The sequence below is a fragment of the Rhodanobacter sp. sgz306013 genome (genome assembly GCF_057031145.1).
Genome location: NZ_JBXCIJ010000003.1, coordinates 192,818 through 215,483, shown reverse-complemented (window position 1 = coordinate 215,483; position 22,666 = coordinate 192,818). Strand labels below are relative to the sequence as shown.

The 22,666-nt window shown below is 69.0% G+C and carries 26 protein-coding genes; 13 read left to right on the top strand and 13 right to left on the bottom strand.

What is annotated here, in order from left to right; all coding sequences use genetic code 11:
* Positions 1–129 precede the first annotated feature (129 nt).
* Positions 130–2,331, top strand: coding sequence for a penicillin acylase family protein (locus AC2EWF_RS10525; protein WP_483639330.1), 2,202 nt, complete (start codon positions 130–132; stop codon positions 2,329–2,331).
* Positions 2,332–3,025: 694 nt separating this feature from the next.
* Here the strand turns inward: AC2EWF_RS10525 and AC2EWF_RS10520 are convergent.
* The 6 genes from AC2EWF_RS10520 to AC2EWF_RS10495 form a co-directional block, all read right to left on the bottom strand.
* Positions 3,026–3,823, bottom strand: coding sequence for a hypothetical protein (locus AC2EWF_RS10520; protein WP_483639329.1), 798 nt, complete (start codon positions 3,821–3,823; stop codon positions 3,026–3,028).
* Positions 3,824–3,962: 139 nt separating this feature from the next.
* The gene (gene bla / locus AC2EWF_RS10515) at positions 3,963–4,835 is read right to left on the bottom strand and encodes a class A beta-lactamase (RefSeq protein WP_483639328.1); all 873 of its coding nucleotides are present in this window, start codon (positions 4,833–4,835) and stop codon (positions 3,963–3,965) included.
* Between the two features lie 107 nt (positions 4,836–4,942).
* Positions 4,943–5,770 (bottom strand): hypothetical protein, encoded by an 828-nt coding sequence (locus AC2EWF_RS10510; RefSeq protein ID WP_483639327.1) that lies wholly within the window; start codon positions 5,768–5,770, stop codon positions 4,943–4,945.
* Positions 5,771–5,804: 34 nt separating this feature from the next.
* The gene (locus AC2EWF_RS10505; RefSeq protein ID WP_483639326.1) at positions 5,805–6,314 is read right to left on the bottom strand and encodes a DUF1697 domain-containing protein; all 510 of its coding nucleotides are present in this window, start codon (positions 6,312–6,314) and stop codon (positions 5,805–5,807) included.
* 52 nt (positions 6,315–6,366) lie between these two features.
* Positions 6,367–7,395 carry an SDR family oxidoreductase gene (locus tag AC2EWF_RS10500; protein WP_483639325.1) on the bottom strand — a complete coding sequence of 343 codons (1,029 nt, stop codon included), beginning with the start codon at positions 7,393–7,395 and terminating at the stop codon, positions 6,367–6,369.
* 39 nt (positions 7,396–7,434) lie between these two features.
* Positions 7,435–8,139, bottom strand: a complete 705-nt coding sequence (locus AC2EWF_RS10495) for a glutathione S-transferase N-terminal domain-containing protein (RefSeq protein ID WP_483639324.1) — start codon at positions 8,137–8,139, stop codon at positions 7,435–7,437.
* Positions 8,140–8,280: 141 nt separating this feature from the next.
* On the opposite strand from AC2EWF_RS10495, the gene AC2EWF_RS10490 reads away from it, so the two are divergent.
* Positions 8,281–9,330, top strand: coding sequence for an NAD(P)-dependent alcohol dehydrogenase (locus AC2EWF_RS10490; protein ID WP_483639323.1), 1,050 nt, complete (start codon positions 8,281–8,283; stop codon positions 9,328–9,330).
* 107 nt (positions 9,331–9,437) lie between these two features.
* Positions 9,438–10,265: an NAD-dependent protein deacetylase gene (locus tag AC2EWF_RS10485; RefSeq protein WP_483639322.1), complete on the top strand. Its 828-nt coding sequence runs from the start codon at positions 9,438–9,440 to the stop codon at positions 10,263–10,265.
* 75 nt (positions 10,266–10,340) lie between these two features.
* Here AC2EWF_RS10485 and AC2EWF_RS10480 read toward each other — a convergent pair whose 3' ends face one another.
* A complete protein-coding gene (locus tag AC2EWF_RS10480) occupies positions 10,341–10,727 on the bottom strand; it encodes a carboxypeptidase-like regulatory domain-containing protein (RefSeq protein ID WP_483639321.1) in 387 nt (128 codons plus the stop codon).
* A gap of 727 nt (positions 10,728–11,454) precedes the next feature.
* Between AC2EWF_RS10480 and AC2EWF_RS10475 the strand changes: the two genes are divergently transcribed.
* The 4 genes from AC2EWF_RS10475 (at position 11,455) to AC2EWF_RS10460 (ending at position 13,772) form a co-directional block, all read left to right on the top strand.
* Complete coding sequence (locus AC2EWF_RS10475) at positions 11,455–11,898, top strand: SRPBCC family protein (protein WP_483639320.1); 444 nt, start codon at positions 11,455–11,457, stop codon at positions 11,896–11,898.
* A 59-nt stretch (positions 11,899–11,957) separates the two neighbouring features.
* Positions 11,958–12,437, top strand: coding sequence for a VOC family protein (locus AC2EWF_RS10470; RefSeq protein WP_483639319.1), 480 nt, complete (start codon positions 11,958–11,960; stop codon positions 12,435–12,437).
* Between the two features lie 186 nt (positions 12,438–12,623).
* Positions 12,624–12,980, top strand: a complete 357-nt coding sequence (locus AC2EWF_RS10465; RefSeq protein ID WP_483639318.1) for a YciI family protein — start codon at positions 12,624–12,626, stop codon at positions 12,978–12,980.
* Positions 12,981–13,118: 138 nt separating this feature from the next.
* Entirely contained in the window at positions 13,119–13,772 is a 654-nt protein-coding gene (locus AC2EWF_RS10460; protein WP_483639317.1) for a glutathione S-transferase family protein, read from the top strand.
* Between the two features lie 39 nt (positions 13,773–13,811).
* On the opposite strand, the gene AC2EWF_RS10455 is transcribed toward AC2EWF_RS10460, so the two are convergent.
* On the bottom strand, positions 13,812–14,948 hold the full coding sequence (locus AC2EWF_RS10455; protein WP_483639316.1) for an MBL fold metallo-hydrolase: 1,137 nt from the start codon (positions 14,946–14,948) through the stop codon (positions 13,812–13,814).
* Between the two features lie 163 nt (positions 14,949–15,111).
* Here AC2EWF_RS10455 and AC2EWF_RS10450 point away from each other — a divergent pair, with 163 nt between their 5' ends.
* Both AC2EWF_RS10450 and AC2EWF_RS10445 read left to right on the top strand, forming a co-directional pair.
* Positions 15,112–15,339 (top strand): hypothetical protein, encoded by a 228-nt coding sequence (locus AC2EWF_RS10450; protein WP_483639315.1) that lies wholly within the window; start codon positions 15,112–15,114, stop codon positions 15,337–15,339.
* A gap of 211 nt (positions 15,340–15,550) precedes the next feature.
* Positions 15,551–16,270 (top strand): hypothetical protein, encoded by a 720-nt coding sequence (locus AC2EWF_RS10445; RefSeq protein ID WP_483639314.1) that lies wholly within the window; start codon positions 15,551–15,553, stop codon positions 16,268–16,270.
* A gap of 20 nt (positions 16,271–16,290) precedes the next feature.
* On the opposite strand, the gene AC2EWF_RS10440 is transcribed toward AC2EWF_RS10445, so the two are convergent.
* Positions 16,291–17,163 carry an aldo/keto reductase family oxidoreductase gene (locus AC2EWF_RS10440; protein ID WP_483639313.1) on the bottom strand — a complete coding sequence of 291 codons (873 nt, stop codon included), beginning with the start codon at positions 17,161–17,163 and terminating at the stop codon, positions 16,291–16,293.
* A 111-nt stretch (positions 17,164–17,274) separates the two neighbouring features.
* Here AC2EWF_RS10440 and AC2EWF_RS10435 point away from each other — a divergent pair, with 111 nt between their 5' ends.
* The 3 genes from AC2EWF_RS10435 to AC2EWF_RS10425 all read left to right on the top strand — a co-directional run bounded on the left by AC2EWF_RS10435 (position 17,275) and on the right by AC2EWF_RS10425 (position 19,173).
* Entirely contained in the window at positions 17,275–18,195 is a 921-nt protein-coding gene (locus AC2EWF_RS10435) for a LysR family transcriptional regulator (protein WP_483639312.1), read from the top strand.
* Positions 18,196–18,347: 152 nt separating this feature from the next.
* A complete protein-coding gene (locus AC2EWF_RS10430; protein ID WP_483639311.1) occupies positions 18,348–18,902 on the top strand; it encodes a YaeQ family protein in 555 nt (184 codons plus the stop codon).
* A gap of 43 nt (positions 18,903–18,945) precedes the next feature.
* On the top strand, positions 18,946–19,173 hold the full coding sequence (locus tag AC2EWF_RS10425) for a hypothetical protein (protein WP_483639310.1): 228 nt from the start codon (positions 18,946–18,948) through the stop codon (positions 19,171–19,173).
* A gap of 13 nt (positions 19,174–19,186) precedes the next feature.
* Here AC2EWF_RS10425 and AC2EWF_RS10420 read toward each other — a convergent pair whose 3' ends face one another.
* Positions 19,187–20,044, bottom strand: coding sequence for a PA4780 family RIO1-like protein kinase (locus AC2EWF_RS10420; RefSeq protein WP_483639309.1), 858 nt, complete (start codon positions 20,042–20,044; stop codon positions 19,187–19,189).
* Positions 20,045–20,269: 225 nt separating this feature from the next.
* Here AC2EWF_RS10420 and AC2EWF_RS10415 point away from each other — a divergent pair, with 225 nt between their 5' ends.
* Complete coding sequence (locus AC2EWF_RS10415; RefSeq protein WP_483639308.1) at positions 20,270–20,674, top strand: GFA family protein; 405 nt, start codon at positions 20,270–20,272, stop codon at positions 20,672–20,674.
* Positions 20,675–20,798: 124 nt separating this feature from the next.
* Here the strand turns inward: AC2EWF_RS10415 and AC2EWF_RS10410 are convergent, their stop codons facing one another.
* The 3 genes from AC2EWF_RS10410 to AC2EWF_RS10400 form a co-directional block, all read right to left on the bottom strand.
* On the bottom strand, positions 20,799–21,344 hold the full coding sequence (locus AC2EWF_RS10410) for a DUF4199 domain-containing protein (RefSeq protein ID WP_483639307.1): 546 nt from the start codon (positions 21,342–21,344) through the stop codon (positions 20,799–20,801).
* A 145-nt stretch (positions 21,345–21,489) separates the two neighbouring features.
* Complete coding sequence (locus AC2EWF_RS10405) at positions 21,490–21,972, bottom strand: helix-turn-helix transcriptional regulator (protein WP_483639306.1); 483 nt, start codon at positions 21,970–21,972, stop codon at positions 21,490–21,492.
* A complete protein-coding gene (locus tag AC2EWF_RS10400; protein WP_483639305.1) occupies positions 21,969–22,574 on the bottom strand; it encodes a YceI family protein in 606 nt (201 codons plus the stop codon). The genes AC2EWF_RS10405 and AC2EWF_RS10400 overlap by 4 nt, the downstream gene beginning before the upstream one ends.
* Between the last annotated feature and the right edge of the window lie 92 nt (positions 22,575–22,666).

Below are 22,666 nucleotides of genomic sequence, written 5' to 3'. Positions count from 1 at the left end.
GTGCGCTGCCGCGCCCCTGGATCGCTTGCCGGATCAGTTCGCCCGACGCAAGATGCCCCGTCCGCCTGTCCGCCCCGACGGAGGCCTTGCCACCGCGCGCCGGCCGGGCCCATGCCACGGGGAACCCGCATGCCCGCACGCCGTCCGATCGCCGTCCTGCGCCGCGTCCGGCCGTGGCTGCTCCTGCTTGCGCTGGGTTGCGCCGTCTCGGTGCCGGCGCAATCCGCGGACCACGCGCGCCTGCAACGCGAAGCGCAGGCGGTCACGATCACCCGCGACGATTGGGGCATTGCCCACGTGCACGGCAGGACCGACGCCGACGCGGTGTTCGGCATGGCCTACGCCCAGGCCGAGGACGACTTCAACCGCGTGGAGGCGAACTACCTCACCGCGCTGGGCTGGACGGCACAAGCCGAAGGCGAGTCCGCGATCTGGCAGGACCTGCGTCAGCAGCTCTGGACCGACCCGGCGGCGCTGAAGCGGCTCTACGCGCAGAGCCCCGCCTGGCTGCGGAAGCTGATGGGCGCCTGGGCCGACGGCCTCAACTGGTACCTCGCCACCCACCCGGAGGTGCATCCGAAGGTGATCGCGCATTTCGAGCCGTGGATGGCGCTGTCCTTCACCGAAGGCAGCATCGGCGGGGATATCGAGCGCGTCTCGCTGAAGGACCTCGCCGCGTTCTACGGCAACGCCCATCCCCAACTCGCGCAGGCCCGACCGCCGAGCTGGGCCGAGCCTACCGGCTCCAACGGCATCGCGATCGCGCCCAGGCTCACCACCGACGGCCATGCGCTGCTGTGGATCAACCCGCACACCTCGTTCTATTTCCGCTCCGAACTGCAGATGGCCAGCGACGAAGGGCTGGATGCCTACGGCGCGGTGACCTGGGGCCAGTTCTTCGTCTACCAGGGCTTCAACCGGCACATCGGCTGGATGCATACTTCCACCGGTCTCGACGCGGTGGACGAGTTCGCCGAAACCATCGTGCAGCAGGACGGCAAGCCGTATTACCGCTACGGCAAGGAGCTGCGCCCGGTGACCGAGCGCGCGATCGCCGTGCGCTACCGCACCGCCGACGGCTCGCTGAAGACACGCCGCTTCAGCGCGTACTTCACCCATCATGGCCCCATCGTGAAGAGCGAAGACGGCAAATGGATCGCCGAGGCGCTGATGGACAAGCCTGTCGCCGCACTGGAGCAGAGCTGGCTGCGCACCAAGGCGCACGACTACGCGAGCTACATGAAGGTGGCCGAGCTCAAGGCCAACTCCTCCAACAACACGTTGTTTGCCGACGACAAGGGCGAGATCGCCTTCCTGATGCCGCAGTTCGTGCCGAAGCGCGACAACCGCTTCGACTACACCAAGCCGGTGGACGGCAGCGACCCGGCCACCGACTGGCACGGCCTCACGCCCTTGAACGAACTGCCGCAGGCAGTGAACCCGCCGAACGGCTGGGTGATGAACACCAACGACTGGCCGTACTCCGCCGCCGGCAAGTACAGCCCTAGGCAGGCGGACTTCCCCCGTTACATGGACAGCTTCGGCGAAAACCCGCGCGGCCTCCACGCCACGCGCCTGCTCACCGGCGCCCGCGGCTTCAGCAAACCGAAGCTGATCACCGACGCCTTCGACGCCTACCTGCCCGAGTTCGCCAAGCTCATTCCCATCCTCATGAAGGACTACGACGCCCTGCCCGCCAGCAATCCGCTGAAGGCGAAGCTGGCCGGCCCGGTCGAACTGCTGCGCCACTGGGACTACCGCTGGGGCATCGCCTCCATGCCCACTTCGCTGGCGGTGTTCTGGGGCGACATCCTGTGGGATGAAAGCGTGCCTAGGGCGAAGGCCGCCGGCATCTCGCCCTACGACGCCATAGCGCGCGACAGCGAGGCGCAGGAGCGCCTGCACACGCTCGACGAGGCGGTGGACCGCCTCACCCAGGACTTCGGCAGCTGGGGCGTGGCCTGGGGCCAGATCAACCGCTTCCAGCGCCTCGACGACGCGATCCGGCCGCACTTCGACGATGGCAAGCCCAGCATCCCGGTGCCCTTCGTTTCGTCACGCTGGGGTTCACTGGCCTCGTTCGGCGCACACCGGTGGCCGGGCACGAAACGCTACTACGGCTCGAGCGGCAACAGTTTCCTCGCCGTGGTGGAGTTCGGCCCGCGGGTGAGCGCGCGCGCCGTCACCGCCGGCGGCGAAAGCGGCCACCCCGACTCTCCGCACTTTGCCGACGAGGCGGAACGCTACGCCAGCGGCGACTTGCGCACGGTGTACTTCTGGCCCGACCAGCTCAAGGGACACACCGAGCGCGTGTACCACCCCGGGCAATGAACGGGCGAGCCTGCTGTTCCACCTGGTCGCCGTTGCCGGCGTCTGGCGGACCTTGCTTCCGACCAGGTTGCCCGCGCCGTCGCGAAGACGGCCCGGATCCGGGCCGTCTTCGACGATCATGGGCACGCGCCGTGGCGGGCCTTCCATCGGCCGTGCGACGGCCGCGGGATTCCCGGGGTGTCGCTACTGCTGCGGGTTCGTCCCGCTTCCGGCAGTCGAAGCCGATGGCGGGGCGGCGCTGGTGGCTGCGGGGGTGGGCGTGCTCGCCGGCGTCGCTGGCGACGGCGTGGCCGGCGGCATGGCGGCGGGGGCCTGCGTGCTCGCCGCGTGATCGGGAGCCGCGGACGAGGGTGTCATTTCGCCGCTCTTGCCGCACGCCGACAATGCCAGCGTAGCCGCAACCAACAGCGCTGCCGTGACTGTACCTTTCATGCGAGGTCTCCGATGCGGGATTGGGTGCGAGCGCGGCGCTGCCTCAGCTTCACGTTCACTTCCACGGCGAAACCGTGATGCCGCGCTCGCGTACCGACCCTACCCGGTCATTTGTCGATATTCCGGTGTCATTCCATGAAGAGGCGTTTAACATCGTTGCGACGGGGAAAGCGGCGGATCCCCGCCATCGCCGGGCGGCATTCCGGCATCTCGCGAGGTCGCCGGCGCGCCGTACCGCTCGCGCCACCAGGCCGGCCGCGCGTCAGTCGCCGTGCATGCCTGCAGGCGTCCCGTCCGACCAGTTCGCGGCCGCGACGAGGAATACGCGTATCGGCGGCAAGCCCTTCACGGGCGGTTGTTGCGCGGGAGAGATGAACCAGTAGGGGCTGGACATCACCGGCGACCCCTCCGCGCCGGCACCCCAGTCCCTGCCGTCCCCGACGTGCGTGTAGAACATCAGATGGGGCATGTCGTGGCTGCCTTCGTCCGTCAGATAGGACGACTTCGACATCATGTAATCCATGGCGCCGCCTTCGATATCCGGCAGTTGCCTGTTCGCGAATGCCGCCGCGAGTGCCGACACGGTCTCTGCCTTCGAGCGCCCGGCCATCACCATCCTGGCACGCAGATAAACGATGGGTACGATCGAACGCGCAGCCTGGGGGTTCAGACAATCGGCGGCCCGCACTTTCGGGTTCCAGAATTCAGGCCAGTCAAACGGCCCCAGCCAGCTCCGACCCACAAAGCAGACGAAGCCGTTCTTGCCTTGGACCGCCGCCTCGTAGCCCTTGCGTCCGAGAACCAGGACCGTCGCATCGCGGGAAATGGACGCCGGCGCCGCACTGCGCGCCAAGGCGATCTCCGCGCCCCGGTCCGCCATGAGGTATTGGCCGGCCTGGGCCATCCTCGGATAACGGGCCGCAGCCCCCTGCGCGAGAATCAGTTGCGCCGTGCCGAGCCCGATCAGCAACGCAAGGCAGCGGATCGCGACGGCGCCGATCCTGGTCCCGCGCAAAATCCCCTCCGCGGATTTGGCCTTTGAACGCACCCTCACACGCATGTCTGTTCCCCTGGTCAGGACCGGCCCATCCGGCCTTTGCGGAAACGACGGACGACGGCGTCGAAAATCGACAAGGCACCGGGGGTGATTCCGGCGGCTGAAGCGAGGGACGTCCACCACGCGGGCGCCCGCTGCGGGCTCAAGCCGAGGCGGCGATCCGTCCTACCTCGGCCAGCACGTCGCTGCGCCCGGCGGCGTCCGCCGTCGAGCCCGCCAGATAGGCCGTCACCAGCAGCGGCCTGCGTTGCGGCGGCCAGAAGATCGCGATGTCGTTGGTTTCGTCGTGGGCGCCGCTGCCGGTCTTGTCGCCAGCCTGCCAGCCAGGCGGCATGCCGGCACGCAACTTGTCGAGCCCGGTGCGGGTGGCGCGCATCCATGCCGCCAACAGCTGCCGTGAAGCGGGGGACAGCGCGTCGCCGAGCAACAGGGCGTGCAGGTCGCCGAGCATGGCATCCGGCGTGGTGGTGTCGCGCAGGTCGCCCGGTGCACCGACATTGAGCTCGGGTTCGTAGCGGTCCAGCCGGGTGAGGGGGTCGCCCAGTCGCCGCGCGAACGCCGTCACTGCGGCTGGCCCACCCAGGCTGTGCAGCAGCAGGTTGTCCGCCGTGTTGTCGCTCACCGTGATCGCCGCCTCGCACAATTCAGCCACGCTCATGCCCGGCGCGCCCACGCGCTTGCTGGTCACCGGCGCCCAGGACAGCACCACGTCGCGACCGAATACCACGCGCCGGTCCAGCCGCTCGGCGCCACGGTCCACCCGCGCCAGCACCGCGCCCACCGTCAACAGCTTGTGCGTGCTGCACATCAGGAAGCGTTCGTCGGCGCGATGGCCGTGGCGGCGACCGTTGCCGGTGTCGAGGATGGCCACCCCCAGCCGCCCGCCATGGCGCCGCTCCAGCGCGGCCAGGCGGGCCTCGACATCCGGCTCGGGCGCGGGGCGCGCGAACACGGCACCAACGGCGAGCGCCGAGGCGCCGAGCAAGGTGGTTTTCAGCAGGGTACGTCGATCCATGAGATTTCCTTGGCGGGTGCACGGGAGACACATCGAGCCGCCACTCTGGACGCATGCACGGACTTTTCCGGGCGGTGCATGTGGCAAGGTCGAGGCAGGCCAACGCCTCAGCAGCGGGTACGAAAGATCGCCACGCGACCGGGCGTTGGCGCATCCTCGGCGACCAGCCACGCTTCGGCGGCGAGCACGGCCGTGCAGGGCCCGAAACTGCATACGCAGAAAGCACGGCCTGCCGCCTCGCGCCGCAATGCGTCCAGCACGCTTCGCAACACCGTGCCAGTGAATGGCGTGTACAGGTAGAACACGCTGCCGATGCCGAAGTCCGCCTCGCGCGCATCGCCCTGCACGAATTGCGCATTCGCCAGTCGCAGCGCCCGTGCGCAGGCGCGCGCGCCCGCCACGTAGGCCGGCTCGATCTCGATGCCGAGGCCGCGCGCCGGCGAACAGATCGCGGTGAGCAGCGGCACGTGGCCGAGACCGGACCCCAGGTCGACCAGCACGTCATCCGCGCCCAGCGCCAGGCGACGGAGCAGGTCGAACACGTGCCGCGCCGGCGTGGGCTGGTAGAACACCATCTCCGGCGCCAGCGCCGCCACCTCACCCGGTTCGCCGAACGGCAACGCGCCGGCGACCAGTTCGTCACGCCAGTCGTAGGCGTCGCCGGCGCGGCATGCCTCGCCATCGTCGGCGCCCTCGAGCGCCTCGCGCCCCTCGCCCCGCCGGATCGCCGCACGCATCGCCTCGAACTGCATCGCGTTGGCCGCCTCCAGCCGCTGCCGGATCGCCCGCACACGCCGCGCAAGGCGGCCCCCCGCTTCGGCGGGCATCAGCGCATCCAGGCGGTCGAGCGCCTCGATGCGCCTGCGCAGGTCATCGGGCACGTCGAGTCGCTCGCGTTCCAGCGCATCGACCAGGGCAAGCAGGGCGTCGCCCATCAGCTACGCGATCGCCGACGGCTATCCGGCCGCCTCACGCCGTCGCCATTTCTGCCAGCCTGGCGATGGTATTGATGTTGCGCGCCGTGCCCGCCCTGGCCGCTGGAATGCGCAGGCGCGAATCGGCCATGCCGTCGCCGTAGTGCACGTAGATCTCGCGCCGGCCCAGCGCCATCGCCTCGCGCCTGCGGCCGCTGGCGTGCTCCAGCGCGTCGGCAGGCGGCGGGCTGTCCAGGAAGATGGCCACCACGCGATTGCCCGGCGCGTCGGGAAACGGATTGGCCGCCAGCACCGCGGCCATCTCGGCCGCGGTGCGCACCAGCACGCCCACCGGCTTGCCGGCAAAAGCCGCCAGCCGCGACTCCAGCGCCGCCGCCACCTTGTGTTCCGGCAATGCACTGCGGAACACCACGTTGCCGCTGGCGATGTAAGTGCGCACCTCCGCAAAGCCCGCTTGCTCGCACATCGCACGCAACTCGGCCATGGGCAGCTTGCCGGTGCCGCCCACGTTCACCGCACGCAACAGGGCGATATGGGTTTGCATGGAAAATCTCCGTGGTGGATGGCTGGAATCGTCGCATGGCGCGCGCCGCCGTTCATGCCTTCAGCAGGCGCAGTTGCACCAGGCTCTCGGCCGTGGCGACCACGGCGTCCCGGTTTGGACGCGGCGACCAGCCAAGCATGCGTTGCGCCTTGGCCGCGGTGGCGTTCTTGCGCTTGCCGAGTTCCGGCAGGATCTGCTTCACCGCCGGATCGCGCAGCGCGGCGAGCCGCACCAGCCAGTTCGGCAACTGCAGCGTGGGCACCTTGCGCGCCGCGTCGCCCATGCGAGCCTTCAGCGTTACGGCGATGTCGCGGATCGACATGAAATCGCCGGCGACCGCAAGGAAGCGCTCGCCCTTCGCGGCGGGATCGCTCATCGCGCGCAGATGCAGGTCGGCCACGTCGCGCACGTCCACCACGCCGAACTGCAGCTGCGGACAGCCGGGCATGGCGCCGTCCATCAGGCGCTGCACCAGCAGGATCGAGGTTGAATAGTCCGGGCCTAGCACAGGTCCGAACACGCCGACCGGATTGACCACGGACAATTCCAGCGCACCGCCCTCGCGCGCGACGAAATCCCAGGCCGCGCGCTCGGCCAGCGTCTTGGACTTCGCGTAGGGCTGCACGTCCTCGCCGTCGACGTCGGTCCAGCTGGTTTCGTCGAACGCCGCGGCCTGCTGCGGATGGCCGTAGCCGACCGCGGCGAACGATGACGTGAGCACCACCCGCCTGACGCCGGCGTCGCGCGCCGCGCGCAGCACACGCAGGGCGCCCTCGCGCGCCGGCACGATCAGCTCGTCCTCGTGCTTGGGCAGGGTCGGCGGGAACGGCGAGGCGACGTGCAGCACGTGGTCGCAGCCGGCGACCGCCTCCGCCCAGCCGGCGTCACGCTCCAGGTCGGCCTCGGCGAACGACAGCCGCCCGCCCGGCTCGGCGCCGCCCTGCCGCAGCATGGCGCGCACCGCGCCCTCGCGCTGCCGGCTGCGCACCGTGGTGCGCACCTCGTACCCCGCCGCCAGCAACTGCAGGATGCAGTGGCTGCCGATGAAGCCGCTGCCGCCCGTCACCAGTACCTTGCCCATCGTCTATCCCCCGTTTGCCGGCCGCGTCGCTGATCGCGCTCAGCCCCTGGATGGAATCTTCAGCCCGCGCTGCACTGCCGGCCGCGCCAGCCCGCGCTGCAGCCAGGCGTCGACGTGCCTGTAGCGGTCGTACTCCACCAGGTCGCGCGCCTCGTACCAAGTGATCAGGTTATTCACCCAGCCCAGCGTGGCGATGTCGGCGATGGTGTACTCGTCGCCCATGATCCAGTCGCGCCCGGCGAGGCGCCCGTCCAGCACGCCAAGCAGGCGCTTCGACTCGTTGACGTAGCGCGCCAGCGGCCGCTTGTCCTCGTATTCGCGGCCGGCGTATTTGTGGAAGAAACCCACCTGGCCGAACATCGGGCCGATCGAGGCCATCTGGAAATGCACCCACTGGATCGTCTCCCAGCGCCGCGCGGGATCGTCCGGCAGGAACTTGCCGCTCTTCTCTGCGAGGTACTGCAGGATCGCGCCCGATTCGAACAGGCCCAGCGGCTTTCCGCCCGGCCCCTGCGGATCGATGACCGCGGGGATCTTGCCGTTCGGGTTCAGCGCCAGGAATTCCGGCAGGTGGCTCTCGTCGCTGCCGATGTCGACCAGGTGCGCCTCGTAGGGCAGCCCGGTTTCCTCCAGCATGATCGACACCTTCACCCCGTTCGGCGTGTTGAGCGAATAAAGCTGGATGCGGTCCGCATGCCGCACGGGCCAGCGGAGGGTGATCGGAAAAGCGGACAGCTCGGACATGGCGGACTCTCGCGGGGACATTCCCGCCATGATGGGCATCGCGCCGGCCCGCTTCAATGGCGTACGCGAATTGACCCAGGACTTACGTCACGCAGCGTAAGCTTGGCGGATTGTTCCGCTTCCACGCACCGGAGTACCCGCATGTCCAAGACCCACGCCTATGGCACCCACGCCGCCACCCAGCCGCTGGCACCGCTCGTCATCGAGCGCCGCCAGCCGGGCCCGCACGACGTCAAGATCGACATCCTGTATTGCGGCGTGTGCCACTCCGACCTGCACACCGCGCGCAACGAATGGCAGAACACGCTCTACCCGTCCGTGCCTGGCCACGAGATTGTGGGCACCGTGGCCGCGGTGGGCGACCGGGTGACGAAGTTCAAGCCCGGCGACACCGTGGGCGTGGGCTGCATGGTGGACAGCTGCCAGCACTGTGCCTCCTGCGCCGAGGGCGAGGAGCAGTACTGCGAAAACGGCTTCACCGGCACCTACAACGGGCCCATGTTCGGCGGCGAGAACACCTGGGGCGGCTATTCCGAGAACGTCGTGGTGGACGAGAAGTTCGTGCTGCGCATCGACCACCAGGCGGAGCAGCTCGCCGCCGTGGCGCCGCTGCTGTGCGCCGGCATCACCACGTATTCGCCGCTGCGTCACTGGAACGCCGGCCCGGGCAAGAAGGTGGGCATCGTCGGCCTCGGCGGCCTCGGCCACATGGGCGTGAAGCTAGCCCACGCCATGGGGGCGCACGTGGTGCTGTTCACCACCTCGCCCGGCAAGCAGGCCGACGCCAAGCGCCTTGGCGCCGACGAGGTGGTGATCTCGAAAGACCCGGCGCAGATGGCGCAACACGCCGGCGGCTTCGACTTCATCCTCAATACCGTGGCTGCGCCGCACGACCTCGATGCCTTCCTCGCCCTGCTCAAGCGCGACGGCACGCTGTGTCTGGTCGGCGCGCCGGCCACGCCGCATCCCTCGCCCAACGTGTTCAATCTGATCCTCAAGCGCCGCCAGCTCGCCGGCTCGCTGATCGGCGGCATCCGCGAGACGCAGGAGATGCTGGACTTCTGCGCCAAGCACGGCATCGTTTCCGATATCGAGATGATCGCGATGAAGGACATCAACATCGCCTACGAACGCATGCTCAAGGGCGACGTGAAGTACCGCTTCGTGATCGACATGGCCACGCTGGACTGACCACCACCATGCTTGTAGGGGCGCAGCCTGTACGCGAAAGCTGTCGTCTTTGATCAACGCGAAAGGCTTCGCGCACAGGTGCGCTCCTACAGCCGTCCTGGTTTGACATGACCCCATTGCAACACTTCATCACCTCCCACCCGCGCCTGTTCGTGCTCACCGGCGCGGGCTGCAGCACGGCGTCGGGCATCCCCGACTACCGCGACCGCGACGGCCAATGGAAGCGCACGCCGCCGGTCACGTACGCGGCCTTCATGCAGGAGTTGTCCACCCGCCGCCGCTACTGGGCACGCAGCCTGGTGGGCTGGCGCCGCTTCGGCCACGCCCGGCCGAACGCCACGCACCACGCGCTGGCCGCGCTGGAGCGACTGGGCAAGATCGGACTGCTGGTGACGCAGAACGTGGACGGTCTGCACCAGCGCGCCGGCAACGCGAACGTGGTCGACCTGCATGGGCGGCTCGACACGGTGCGCTGCATGGCCTGCGACTGGCGCGGGGCGCGCCACGACTTCCAGTGCGCGCTGGTCGCACGCAATCCACGCTGGGCCGAGCTTGACGGCGCCGACGCGCCGGACGGTGACGCGGACCTGGAGCATCACGACTTCGCCGGCTTCGACGTGCCGCCCTGCCCGTGGTGCGGCGGCATCGTGAAACCCGACGTGGTCTTCTTCGGCGAGAACGTGCCGCGCGAACGCGTGGCCGCCGCGATGGAGGCCTGCCGCAACGCCGACGCGATGCTGGTGGTCGGCTCCTCGCTGATGGTGTATTCCGGCTACCGCTTCGCGCACGCCGCGGCGCAAGCCGGCAAGCCCGTCGCTGCCGTCACCCTGGGCCGCACCCGCGCCGACGCGCTGCTGGCGCTGAAGGTGGACGCGCCCTGCGAAGAAGCGCTGGCGTTCCTCCTCGCGGACCGGCCTGCCGTGGCCGTCGCCTGAAGGAAAGGCCCGGCGGTTTCCCGCCAGGCCTTTCCGTTCCAGCCATGGCGCTGCGGGCATCACATGCCCGAAGGCTCACTTGGCATCGGCAACTTCACCGCACTTGATCTTGCTGCAGTCGAAATCGACTTCGACGCCGCGCCCCACGATCACCGACACGTTCGGGCGCTTGGCGACGGCCCGGTCCTGGTCCTTCAAGGTGACCGTGTAGACGCCATTGGGGAGTGCCGGGGCGGAATAGCGGCCTTTGGCATCCACATGGACCGTGCGCCCGGCGCCGGTCGTCGCGCTGCGGACCGAAACGGCATAACCCGCCGGCGCCTTGCCGAACACCGAGCCCGTGGTGGACTGCGCGCTGGCGGTGGAGACGCCCGCCAGGGCGATCGCACCGGCGACACCGGCCAGCAGCAGCTTCTGGCCCAGGCGGTGCGCAACAGGATTCTTCGAGAAAATGCGGTTCATGTTGTGGCTTCCATTTGGATATCAGTGGGGGAAAGCACGGGCACGCCAGGGGTTTGGCACTCTGCCCGTGAAGCAGGGCGGACAACGCCGCCCAAAGCCGGCTTGCTGCCGGAGGGTTTCGACACGCGTCGTCCGCCGCCATCCGGGGGATCCATTCCATCGGTTGGCGGCGCGCAGACTACTGCCAGGAAACGTCGGCTCCCATGGGCAGGAGGTCATGCATGCAGAATGGCACATGGACGAACGCGGCATCGAAAAAAGAAAGTGCATGTTCCAGAGCGGGAGCCGGATGGCTGGGACACCGTCACCGCGAAATGCCACCGCGGCTCCCGCGTTGCCGCCCGGCCCACTCACGCCAGCAGCATGCCACCGACGGTCATCACGCAGATCAGCAGGCATGCGGTGAACAGGCTCTGCAGCATCAAGGTCTCGAATTTCATGGCGGCTCTCCTTTGGCGCGGGAAATGAAGCTTTCGAGATAGGTATGGCAAGCACCGTGCCAACCCGGGCAGGGCGCGGAAAACCGCATCCCCAAGCCATTCCCGTGTCATGCATCCACGAACGGACATCCGTCCGCGGACACTCCGCGCGGACATCGGACGCCGCGCGGACAGGCCTGCGGACGCGGCGACACGCCGGCCGGAAAACCGGGGCACCCTCCGTGTCGATATGCGGCTCGCCCGTTCGTCGCCACCATGAGTCCCTCACCACCACCTGGAGATCCAGCATGCCCGGCACCGTTCGCCTGTTGCGCGTGTTCACCGCCCCACCCGAACGCGTCTACCGCGCCTTCCTCGACCCCGCCGCGCTGGCCAAGTGGCTGCCGCCGGACGGCTTCACCTGCGCCGTGCACGAACTCGACGCGCGCGTCGGCGGCCGCTACCGCATGAGCTTCACCAACTTCGGCAGCGGCAACGGTCACAGCTTCGGCGGCACCTACCTGGAACTGGTGCCGAACCAGCGCATCGTCCACGACGACCGCTTCGACGACCCCAACCTGCCTGGCACGATGGTCACCACCATCGCCTTGCGCGCGGTGAGCTGCGGCACCGAGCTGCAGATCGAGCAGGCCGGCATTCCCGACATGATCCCCACCGAGCAATGCCACCTCGGCTGGCAGGAATCGCTGACGCTGCTGGAACGGCTGGTCGAACCAACGATCCCCGGCTGAGCCTCCTCGCCGCCGCCCCCGCGACAGCGCGCCGACCATCCTGCACCCGGAGAATCCCGATGATGCACAAGAACACGATCTGCCTCTGGTACGACGGCACCGCACTGGACGCCGCCACGTTCTACGCGGCAACCTTCCCGGACAGCCGCGTGGGCGCCGTCTACCGCGCGCCGGGCGACTATCCCGCGGGCAAGCACGGCGACGTGCTGACGGTGGAGTTCACGGTCATGGGCATCCCCTGCCTGGGCCTCAACGGCGGCCCGGGCGTGCCCCATACCGATGCGTTCTCGTTCCAGGTGGCCACCGACGACCAGGCCGAGACCGACCGCCTGTGGAACGCGATCATCGACCACGGCGGCCAGCCCAGCGCCTGCGGCTGGTGCAAGGACCGGTGGGGCGTGTCCTGGCAGATCACCCCGCGCACGCTGATGGCCGCGATCACCGACGCCGACCCCGCCGCGGCCAAGCGCGCGTTCGACGCCATGATGACGATGACGAAGATCGACATCGCGGCGATCGAGGCGGCGCGGCGCGGGTGACGACGGCCGTGGCCAACCGCCCGGCCTGGAGCAATACCTGCAGCTCGGGAGCGCGCCTGTCTTGCGATGTCGATTTCGACAGGTGCCATCCGCAGTGCGCGTGGCCCGCCTCGACGTGCCTGCCGACCCGACCGGCAAGGTCCGCCGGTTTCACATCCGCTTTCATCCCCCAAGGAGCGACACCCCATGCGGTACATGATGTTCATCAAGCACCCCACGGACTATGACCACAAGGATGTCCCGCCCGCCCTGTTCGAGGCGATGGGTGGATTCATCGCGGAATACGCGCAGAAGGGCATGTTCATCGACGGCGCGGGGCTGAAGCCGCTGGCCAAGGGAACCCGCGTCCGCCTCACCGGCGGCAAGGTGATCGTGTCCGATGGTCCATTCGCAGAAGCGAAGGAGGTCGTGGGCGGGTATTCCCTGATCGAGGCACCCACGCACGCGGCCGCCATCGAGCTGGCCACCCGCTTCATGGAGCTGCACCGCACCCACTGGCCCGAGTTCGAGGGCGAGTCCGAGGTCCGTCCGCTGGAGGAATGAAAGAGAGCGACCTCGGGGCAGTCCGCAGGCCCAGGCAGTTTTTTAGTGGCCTCCGTGCCCCTCTGCCCCCCCTTCCCGGCGCGGGAAGGGGGCCACGCAGTCGAAGTTCATCGCCAACCCGGTCGTCTGGAACCCGCCATGATCCCAACCATCACCGCCTTTGAAAGCTCGCCCGACCGCGGCCAGGGACTCGCGCGCGACATGCGCGTGCGCTGGGCGCTCGAAGAAGCGGGCCAGCCCTACGACGTCCGCCTCGTTTCCTTCAAGGCGATGAAGGAACCCAAGCATCGCGCGCTGCACCCGTTCGGGCAGATACCCACCTACGAGGAGCCCGGCGGCGTCACCCTGTTCGAGTCGGGCGCCATCGTGTACCACGTCGCGCAGCGCCATGCGGGCCTGCTGCCGGACGAGCCGGACGCCCGGGCGCGCGCGGTCATGTGGATGTTCGCCGCGCTCAACACGGTGGAGCCGCCCATCCTCGACCTGCAGACCGCAAAGTTCGCGGAAGGCGACAAGCCATGGACCGCGGAACGCCTGCAGCTCGTCAAGGATCGCATCCGGACCCGGCTTGGCGAGCTTTCCGCCTACCTCGGCGATGCCGACTGGCTCGACGGCGCGTTCAGCGCGGGCGACCTCATGATGGTGCACGCGCTGCAGCGGCTGAGGCCCTCGGGCCTGCTGGGTGAGTACCCGAACCTCGCCGCCTACGTCGCACGCGGCGAAGCGCGGCCTGCGTACAAGCGTGCCTTCGCCGCGCAGCTGGCGGTATTCACCGGCCAGGTGCCAAGCTGACCATCGGCTGGCATCAGGCTCGCGTGCGCCGCGTAGCCTTCAATCCAGCGGCCAGGGCAATTGCTCGCTCAACGGGCCGCCGATGGCCGGCCCGGGCGGCTCGGGCTTGACCGGGGACCGCTCGTCGGCACCCTGGCCGCGCCGCCACCACGGCTGCACTTCGCGGCGCTCGACCGGCTCGGCCGGCTCGCCGAGACGCGGCAGCAGCAGCGCGGTCTCGCCGGGATCGGCCAGCGCGAGCAGGTCTTCGACCGGTTCGTCCCACGCATGCGTGGACAGCGCGAACGTGCCCCAGTGCACCGGCATCAGCACGCCGCCGCCAAGCAGGCGATGCGCCGCCAGCGCGTTGGCGGGGCCCAGGTGGATGTCGCCCCAGGAGGGATGGAACGCACCGACTTCCAGCATCACCAGGTCGAACGGCCCCAGCCGGTCGCGGATCGCTTCGTATTCGGTGGTGAGCCCGGTGTCGCCGCTGAAGAACACGCGGTGGCGCTCGCCGGTCATCACCATCGACGACCACAGCGTCTGGTTGCGGTCCTTCAGGCCGCGGCCGGAGAAATGCTGCGACGGCGCGGCGGTGACGGTGAGGCCGGTGCCGGGTATCCGATGGCTCTGCCACCACACCAGTTCGGTGATGCGGGAAGGCGCGATGCCCCAGCTTTCCAGGTGGGCGCCGACACCGAGCGACGTGACGAACGGCACCTTCGACTTCGCGAGCGCACGGATCGTCGGATAGTCCAGGTGATCGTAGTGGTCGTGCGAGATCACCACGGCGTCGACCGCGGGCAGGTCGCACAACCCGACCGGCACCGGCTGGAAGCGCTTTGGCCCGAGCAGCGTGAACGGCGACGCACGCTGGCCCCATACCGGGTCGGTGAGGACTCGCCAGCCGTCGATCTCCAGCAGCACCGTGGAGTGGCCCAGCCAGGTGGCACGCAGTCCGCTCGCCGGCTTCCGCAACCACGCCTCGCGCGGATCGTCCGCAGGCAGCGACTCCGGCGGCGTGCGATTCCCGTCGCCGCGCAGGAACTCCCGCAGCGTCGGCCGCTGGGCGTTCGGATCGCGCAGGCCGGCCAGCACCGGGTGGATATTGCGCAAGCGCTCGCCGTCCCACAGCGGCAAGTCACGCAGTCGCTCCAGCCGCTCGCCCTGCGGCGCCTTGCCGAAAGATCTCATGCCCTGCACTCCGTCATTGCCAGCCACGTCCGCGAAACCATGGGGGCTGGATACGCCAGGCCCAAGGTGGCGGAGAGATGCGTATCGACAACATCACCGCCGGCTAACGATCGCTGGCGCAGATTCGTCGCTCTGGCTGCGGAACGCGAGGAAGGCCCCGACCATGAAAATCGAATCGCATCCCCCATCGCCGCTGCGCTTCCGGACATGGGTCAACTATTTCACGCACATCATGCATCCGTCGTCGTTGGCTGCACCGGACCGGGTCGTGCGGCCGATGACAAGGCGGCAGCAGCTGCTCGAAGCGAAGGAATTGAAGCAGCGCGCGCAACGGGAGCACTTGCTTGAACTGCTGCGCGAGGTGAAGGAGAGGCACCGGCCCAGCGTTTGAGGCACCCGCAAGCACCGTCGCAAAGGCCCGCAGCGATGCGGGCCTTTGCATTGGTCGGACCCGCGGACATGCGGCGGCCACGGCGCCACCATGCCGGAGCAGGCGCAAGCTTCACCCGCGAACAGGCCAACCCGGGGACCCGTCTCGCCGCATCCGGGCGATCCATGTGACCATGCCGTGCATCCCTGCCAACCACCGACGAGGCAAACCCATGCAACCCATCGGCCCGCGTTTCCTGACGATCTATGCCGGCGTGCTCACCGTGGCCTTCGCCGCGACGGTGCTGGGCGGCTTCGCGCGAACGCCCAGGAAACTTTCGCTCGACGAGCTGGACGTGCAGCGCATCAACGTGCGCGAGCCCGACGGCACGCTGCGGCTGGTGATCTCCGATGCCGCCGCTGCGCCGGGCATCATCATCAAGGGCAAGGAATACCCGCACCCCGACCGCAAGGCCGCCGGCATGATCTTCTACAACGACGAAGGCACCGAGAACGGCGGGCTGATCTTCGGCGGCGAAAAGGACAAGGACGGCACCAAGGAATCGCACGGCCACCTTTCCTTCGACGCCTACGAGCAGGACCAGACCATGGCGCTCGACTCCCACCAGGAAAAGGACGGCCGCTACACCAAGCTGCAGTTCAACGACTACCCGGATTATTCGATCCTGGAGGAAATCCGGCTCATGGACGCCATCAAGCACCTGCCGGCGGACCAGCAGCAGGCGCGGATGAAGGCCTTCTTCGCCGAACACGGCGGCCCGACCCGGCGCATGGTGCTGGGCCGCAACACCGATGGCAGCGTGCAGCTCGCCATGAACGACCTGCAGGGCCACCCGCGCATCGTGATGAAGGTCGCCAAAGACGGCTCGCCATCACTTCAGATGCTGGATGCCAACGGCAAGGTGACCGGCGAGCTGCTGCCCAAACCCTGACCCGCGGCGAGCCACTGCCCTCACGCGCCGGCGCCTATCGTCGCCAGCGCGTCCAGCGCATCCCCGTCGAGCCGGATCGCCGCGGCCGCCAGGTTCTCGCGGAAGTGCGCGAGCGAGGAGGTGCCCGGGATCAGCAGGATGTTCGGCGCGCGCGCCAGCAGCCACGCCAGCGCCACCTGCATCGGCGCGAAGCCCAGCCGGCGGGCCACGCTCGACAAGGTGTCCGACTGCAGCGGGGTGAAACCGCCCAGCGGGAAGAACGGCACGTAGGCGATGCCCGCGCGGCCGAGCCCGTCGATCAGCGCATCGTCCTCGCGATGGGCAAGGTTGTAGTGGTTCTGCACGCAGACCACCTCCGCGATGCCGCGCGCCTCGGCCACCTGGGCCGCGGTGACGTTGCTCAGGCCGAGATGACGGACATGGCCGCGCTGCTGCAGCTCCGCCAGTGCGCTGAACTGCGGCGCGATCGAGCCCTCGGACGGCGCATGCACGTTGCCCATCACGCGCAGGTTCACCACGTCCAGCGCGTCCACGCCGAGGTTGCGCAGGTTGTCGTGCACGGCGGAGGCCAGCTCCGCCGGGCTCTGCGCCGGCTTCCACGAGGCGTCGGCGCCACGCACCGCGCCGACCTTGGTCACGATGGTGAGGCCGTCCCGGTAAGGATGCAGCGCCTCGCGGATCAGCCGGTTGGTCACGTGCGGGCCGTAGAAGTCGCTGGTGTCGATGTGGTCCACCCCGCTCGCCACCGCCTCGCGCAGCACCGCCACGGCGGCGGCGGGGTCCTTCGGCGGCCCGAACACGCCCGGTCCCGCCAGTTGCATGGCGCCATAACCCATGCGGTTCACCGTGCGGCTCCCCAGGGCGAAGGTGCCCGCGTTCGTCAGCTTGCTCATGATCATCTCCGGACAAGGGCGGCCAGGCGGCGCCGGGGTCCGCACTGTATGACGCGGCCACCTGGTCGATAATCCCATGCAATCGGCACGGGCCGTGCGGGAATCAGGACAATGGACACAGACCTGCGGGATCTCTTCGCCTTCCTCGCCGTGGTGCGCGCCGGCGGCTTCCGCGAAGGCGCGCGCGGCAGCGGCATGTCGGCCTCGCGCCTCAGCGAGAGCGTGCGCCGGCTGGAGGCGCAGCTGGGCGTGCGCCTGCTCCACCGCACCACGCGCCACGTCGCCCCCACCGAGGCGGGCCAGCGCCTGGCCGAGCGGCTGTCGCCCGCGCTGGGCGAAGTGCGCAGCGCGCTGGACGTGGTGAACCACTACCGCGACCGTCCCGCCGGCACGCTGCGGCTGAACGTGCCGGCCACGGTGGCGCGGCTGGTGCTGCCCGCCATCGTCACGCCCTTCCTCAAGGCCTACCCGGACATCCGGCTGGAAGTGATCGTGGAGGACAGCTTCGTGGACGTGCTGGCGGCCGGCTGCGACGCCGGCATCCGCTACGACGAGCGGCTGGAAAAGGACATGATCGCCGTGCCGATCGGCCCGCGCGTGCAGCGCATGGCCACCGCCGCGTCGCCCGCCTACCTGGAGGCGCATGGACGCCCGCGGCACCCGCGCGACCTGCTGCAACACGCCTGCCTGCGCGGACAGTTCGCCAGCGGTGCGATACCGACCTGGGAATTCGAGCGCAAGGGCGAGATCGTGCGCGTCGACCCCAGCGGCCCCCTGCTGGTGCGCCTGGGCGCCGCGGTGGACCTCAAGATCGCCGCTGCGGTGGATGGCCTCGGCATCATCCATCTGTTCGAGGCCTGGCTGCAGCCGTATCTGGACAGCGGCGCCCTGGTGCCGCTGCTCAAGCCGTGGTGGCAGCCCTTCAGCGGGCCGTACCTCTACTACCCCGGCCGCAAGCACCTGCCCGGGCCGCTGCGTGCGTTCGTGGATTTCGTGAGGGACGGCGGCAAGGCGAGACAGGGGACAACGTAGGCCGCCAGCCAGGCCAGCGGCAAAGGCACGGGCAACGCGCTCAGACAAGGTTCCCGTCGACCCGGAACGTATGCCCTGCCCGCTGCCCCGTGTTTTCCCCTCACCCTGGCCATGCCGCGTAAACTGGTCGCTTTGCGCCCGCTCAAGTACCCATGGCCCTCACCGCAACCATCCACAAGGCCGAACTGTCGATCAGCGACATGGACCGGCACTATTACGCCACCCACGCGCTGACCCTGGCACGGCATCCGTCCGAAACCGAGGAGCGGCTGATGGCGCGCCTGCTCGCGTTCGCGCTGTATGCCGACGAACGGCTGGAGTCCGGCAAAGGGCTCAGCGATACCGACGAACCGGCCCTGTGGCGCAAGGCCTATACCGGCGAGATCGAGCTGTGGATCGACGTCGGCCTGCCCGACGAGACGCGGCTGCGCAAAGCCTGCAACCAGTCGCGGCAGGTGGTGGCGCTGGCCTATGGCGGCCACGCCGCCGACGTCTGGTGGGGCAAGGTCGCCAGCACGCTCGCGCGCCACGACAACCTCAGCGTGCTCGCCGTCGATCCCGCCGGCATGCAGCAACTGGCCGCGCTGTGCGAGCGCAGCATGCGCCTGCAATGCCTGATCCAGGACGGCGAATTGCAGGTGATCTCCGGCGACACCACGGTGGCGATCCGTCCCGACATCCGCATGGGCGACTACGCCGTCGCCTGACCCCGGCCGATCCGCCGGCGCAACCGGCCGGTATGCAGGCTGCTTGCCGCGCGACGGCGGCGCCAGCCTGCCGGCGGGCGTCACGCCCCCGCTGAAAGAAAACGGACCCGGTGCAGCCCAAAGCTGTCACCATGCCGCTGCGGCGAATCCCCGCCCGCCGGAGCACCCCATGAAAGGCATGGAACAGAAAAAGAGCGACAAGAAAAAACCGCTGAAGACGGCCAAGGAAAAGAAAGCGGAAAAGGCAGCCAAGAAAGCCGCGAAACGCTGAACCGGCGCCAGCCTCAACCGGCTGCCTGCGCCGCCTCGCGGCCCTGCTGGCGAAGGATGGCCTCTTCGCGCGCATCGATGATCGACTGCATCACGCTGTCGACGTCCACCGCGCCCTCGTCAAACGCGAAGTGGCCGGTCAGTTCGCTGTCCGGCCGCAGTTCGCCCTGCTCGAACAGCGCCCACATCTCCTCGGCGTAGTGGGTGTCGAGCAGTTCCGGCGCAAACCGCGACAGGCTGATCGTGATGTTGCCCACGTCCCGCCGCAGCAGGGTGCGCGCGGCGTTGTTGCCGGCGGCGCTGACCACCTGCGGCAGGTCGATGATGACCGGCCCATCGGCCGCCACCAGCACGTTGTATTCGGACAGGTCGCCGTGGATCAGCCCCTCGCACAGCATGCGGGCCACCTGGCGCACCAGGAAGCGGTGGTAGTCCCGCGCCGTCTGCGCCGACAGCTCCACCTCGCCCAGCCGCGGCGCCGAAGCGCCGTCGGCATCGGTGACCAGCTCCATCACCAGCACGCCGCTGAAATAGCCGTGCGGCCGGGGCACCCGCACACCCGCGTCCGCCAGCCGGTACAGCGCATCCACCTCGGCACTCTTCCACGCCGCCTCGGCTTCCTTGCGCCCGAACTGGCTGGCCTTGCCCATCGCGCGCGCCTGCCGGCTGCCGCGCACCTTGCGGCCCTCCTGGTACAGCACGCGCTGCTGGAAGCTGCGCTGGGCCATGTCCTTGTAGACCTTGGCACAGCGCACCTCGTCACCCGAGCGCACGACGTAGACCGACGCTTCCTTGCCGCTTTTCAGCGGACGCAGCACCGCGTCGATCACGCCGTCGTCGATCAGCGCCTGCAGGCTGGCGGGGGGTTTCATGCGCGGGAAAGCTCGCTGACAGGGGAAAAGGCCCGCCATTATGACTGAGTGGCCGAAGGCAGCCCCGGGCGGTTCCGGTGGCCGCCGGGCAAGCTCTTCCGCAGCCGCGTGCCGGCCGGGGTGTCTTTCGGCCCTGTCGGCGGCGCGGCGCCAGGATTACAACACGATGGCCCCGCCACCTTCCGCCGTGCGCGAGGCATTCCCAGGCCGTCACCGAGGTGTCCGATGGAAAGCCGTACCGCCTCCTGCTATTGCGGGCAACTGCGTATCGAGGTGCAGGGCCCCACCCTGGGCACCGGCGTCTGCCACTGCCTGGCCTGCCAGCGACGCACCGGCAGCGTATTCGCGGCGCTGGCCGGCTATGCGGCGCCGTGGACGGTCGAAGGCACGGCCACCGAGTTCGTGCGCACCGGCGACCAGGGCGCCAGCTTCCGCTTCCGCTTCTGCCCGGTGTGCGGCAGCCAGGTGTTCCACACCGAGGAGGGCAACGACACCCTCGTAATGGTGGCGGTGGGCGCCTTCGCCGATCCCGGCTTTCCGCCGCCGCAGGACTCGGTCTACGAGTGCCGCCGGCACCCGTGGGTGCAGCTGCCCGAAGGCATCGCACGCTACGACAGGGACCCGGACTGAATCCGGCGCCTACCGCGGCAGAGTCACGGTGACGCCGCGGATGCCGGGAAAGCCGCTGGCAACGCGTTTCCACGCGTTAGCGAAATGACGCGTCCCTGGCATCTATTCCCGCGGGGCTGCCGCGCTATCCGGGTCCGCGGGCGCGTGGCAGCACCCGCGGGTTGCGCAGCAGGGCTGCCGATACCAGCGACACCAGCACGCCCACCGGAAAGATCTCGGCGAACGTCATCGGCAGCCGGTATAGCGGATTGGCGTATTGCACCTTGAACGCTTCCATCTGCGCGGTGAGCGTGGCCAGCGCCGCCGCGTCGGCACCTCGCGCCTTCGCCCCGGCGATGACGGAGCGCGCGTAGTGCCCGGCAAAGTCCGGGACCATCGTGGCCAGCGCCAACTCCCAGGCCAGCACGTAGAAGACCGCCGCGATCACCGAGATCGCCAGGCCCATCCCGAACGCAGGCCAGAACCGGATCACCCCGCCGCGATCGACGTCGCGATGGCGCTTGATCGCCACGAACACCGTGCTCAGCGCCACCAGCATGGTCAGGTAGCCCAGCACCATGCCAAGCATCCCGTGCGGCATGCCGCCGCGGAACGCCAGCAGGGTTCCCCACATGCCGGCCGCCACCACCAGCCCGGCGATCACGCCGTACTTCAGAATCCCGCGCCCCATCCCCCACCTCCGCCTCGTCGAACCCGCCCGCATTGCAGGCCATGCGCGGCGCGGACGCCATCACCCGAACGGGTGATTCCCCCCGTATCGCCCGTTTTCCGCACCATGCCGCCAGCACCGGGCCGGCCAGGGGCGCCCCGCCCGCCTAGCGCACCAGCCCCAGCTCGCGGGCGCGCCGCACGGCGTCGGTCCGCCGCGTTGCCCCCAGTTTTTCGTAAAGCCGCGCCAGGTGCGTCTTGACCGTGTTGGGCGACACGCCCAGGCGCCGCGCGATCTCCTTGTTCGACAGCCCGGCCGCCAGCTCCTCCAGCACGGCCACCTCGCGCGGGCTGATCCCAAGCTCCGCCCGCGCCTTCGGGTTCCCGTCGAACGCCGCTGCGCCGGAGCGCCCCCGCAGCACCCGGGCGCCGACCCACAGGCCCAGCGCCAGGAAGCCCGTGGCCAGCAGCCCGTCGTACACCGACTCGGGATACAGGCGGGCCATGCGCTGCAGGTCGAGCCACTGCAGCAGGAACGCGCCGAGGGCCAGCAACGCGGCGTAGAGAAGGACGTGCTTCCACATGCGCGAAGGGTAGCGGCAAACAAAACCGGCGGCAGTGTCGCCCGCGCCCGCTTCGACCGGCTTCACTTGTCCTGGACTGCTTCGACCTGGATGCGCAGGGTCACTTTCATGTCCATGCCGAACGACTTGCCACCGTCCAGTCCGAAGGCATCGCGCTGGAACGTCCCCAGCGCGTCAGCGCCGCAACGCAGCCGCGGCTTGAGCAGAAAATCGGGGATGCATTTGAAGCGATCGATGGTCAGCGCCAGCGGGCGGGTCACCCCGCGCAGCGTCAACGTGCCAACGGCCCTGGTCGGCGCGCCGTCGACAAAATCCACCAGCCTGCCCCGGTAGCGCGCCATCGGATACTTCGCCGCGAAAAAAGTGCCGCACTCGGTCTGGCACATCGGCGCCCTGGCGCCCAGCATCACCTTGTTCAACGCCGGGTTGCCGAAGTCGATGCTGGCGATGTCCACGGTGACATCCACCGTGCCGGTCTTGGCCGTCGTATCGAGTGTGGCGGTGCCGGTGCTGTGGTCGAACTTGCCGCGCCAGACCGACAAGCCCATGTGGTCCGCCTCGAAGCTGGGGTAGGTGTGGTCCGGATCGAGGGTGAAATGCACCGTCGTGGCCGTTGCCATCATCGGAACGGCCGACAGCAGCAGCAGCAGAAGGGGGACAAGGCGCATGGTGGATTCTCCGTAGGTCTGGCGTAGTGGATCGTGGCTGGCCGGATGCCGGCTTTCGCAGGGGCGACGAACGGCGGCGAGGCGGATCGACA

Bases quoted from the DNA above. Each gene is read 5' to 3' on its own strand.
- AC2EWF_RS10525 (WP_483639330.1), top strand. From the start codon at position 130: ATGCCCGCACGCCGTCCGATCGCCGTCCTGCGCCGCGTCCGGCCGTGG.
- AC2EWF_RS10520 (WP_483639329.1), bottom strand. From the start codon at position 3,823: ATGCGTGTGAGGGTGCGTTCAAAGGCCAAATCCGCGGAGGGGATTTTG.
- bla (WP_483639328.1), bottom strand. From the start codon at position 4,835: ATGGATCGACGTACCCTGCTGAAAACCACCTTGCTCGGCGCCTCGGCG.
- AC2EWF_RS10510 (WP_483639327.1), bottom strand. From the start codon at position 5,770: ATGGGCGACGCCCTGCTTGCCCTGGTCGATGCGCTGGAACGCGAGCGA.
- AC2EWF_RS10505 (WP_483639326.1), bottom strand. From the start codon at position 6,314: ATGCAAACCCATATCGCCCTGTTGCGTGCGGTGAACGTGGGCGGCACC.
- AC2EWF_RS10500 (WP_483639325.1), bottom strand. From the start codon at position 7,395: ATGGGCAAGGTACTGGTGACGGGCGGCAGCGGCTTCATCGGCAGCCAC.
- AC2EWF_RS10495 (WP_483639324.1), bottom strand. From the start codon at position 8,139: ATGTCCGAGCTGTCCGCTTTTCCGATCACCCTCCGCTGGCCCGTGCGG.
- AC2EWF_RS10490 (WP_483639323.1), top strand. From the start codon at position 8,281: ATGTCCAAGACCCACGCCTATGGCACCCACGCCGCCACCCAGCCGCTG.
- AC2EWF_RS10485 (WP_483639322.1), top strand. From the start codon at position 9,438: ATGACCCCATTGCAACACTTCATCACCTCCCACCCGCGCCTGTTCGTG.
- AC2EWF_RS10480 (WP_483639321.1), bottom strand. From the start codon at position 10,727: ATGAACCGCATTTTCTCGAAGAATCCTGTTGCGCACCGCCTGGGCCAG.
- AC2EWF_RS10475 (WP_483639320.1), top strand. From the start codon at position 11,455: ATGCCCGGCACCGTTCGCCTGTTGCGCGTGTTCACCGCCCCACCCGAA.
- AC2EWF_RS10470 (WP_483639319.1), top strand. From the start codon at position 11,958: ATGATGCACAAGAACACGATCTGCCTCTGGTACGACGGCACCGCACTG.
- AC2EWF_RS10465 (WP_483639318.1), top strand. From the start codon at position 12,624: ATGCGGTACATGATGTTCATCAAGCACCCCACGGACTATGACCACAAG.
- AC2EWF_RS10460 (WP_483639317.1), top strand. From the start codon at position 13,119: ATGATCCCAACCATCACCGCCTTTGAAAGCTCGCCCGACCGCGGCCAG.
- AC2EWF_RS10455 (WP_483639316.1), bottom strand. From the start codon at position 14,948: ATGAGATCTTTCGGCAAGGCGCCGCAGGGCGAGCGGCTGGAGCGACTG.
- AC2EWF_RS10450 (WP_483639315.1), top strand. From the start codon at position 15,112: ATGAAAATCGAATCGCATCCCCCATCGCCGCTGCGCTTCCGGACATGG.
- AC2EWF_RS10445 (WP_483639314.1), top strand. From the start codon at position 15,551: ATGCAACCCATCGGCCCGCGTTTCCTGACGATCTATGCCGGCGTGCTC.
- AC2EWF_RS10440 (WP_483639313.1), bottom strand. From the start codon at position 17,163: ATGAGCAAGCTGACGAACGCGGGCACCTTCGCCCTGGGGAGCCGCACG.
- AC2EWF_RS10435 (WP_483639312.1), top strand. From the start codon at position 17,275: ATGGACACAGACCTGCGGGATCTCTTCGCCTTCCTCGCCGTGGTGCGC.
- AC2EWF_RS10430 (WP_483639311.1), top strand. From the start codon at position 18,348: ATGGCCCTCACCGCAACCATCCACAAGGCCGAACTGTCGATCAGCGAC.
- AC2EWF_RS10420 (WP_483639309.1), bottom strand. From the start codon at position 20,044: ATGAAACCCCCCGCCAGCCTGCAGGCGCTGATCGACGACGGCGTGATC.
- AC2EWF_RS10415 (WP_483639308.1), top strand. From the start codon at position 20,270: ATGGAAAGCCGTACCGCCTCCTGCTATTGCGGGCAACTGCGTATCGAG.
- AC2EWF_RS10410 (WP_483639307.1), bottom strand. From the start codon at position 21,344: ATGGGGCGCGGGATTCTGAAGTACGGCGTGATCGCCGGGCTGGTGGTG.
- AC2EWF_RS10400 (WP_483639305.1), bottom strand. From the start codon at position 22,574: ATGCGCCTTGTCCCCCTTCTGCTGCTGCTGCTGTCGGCCGTTCCGATG.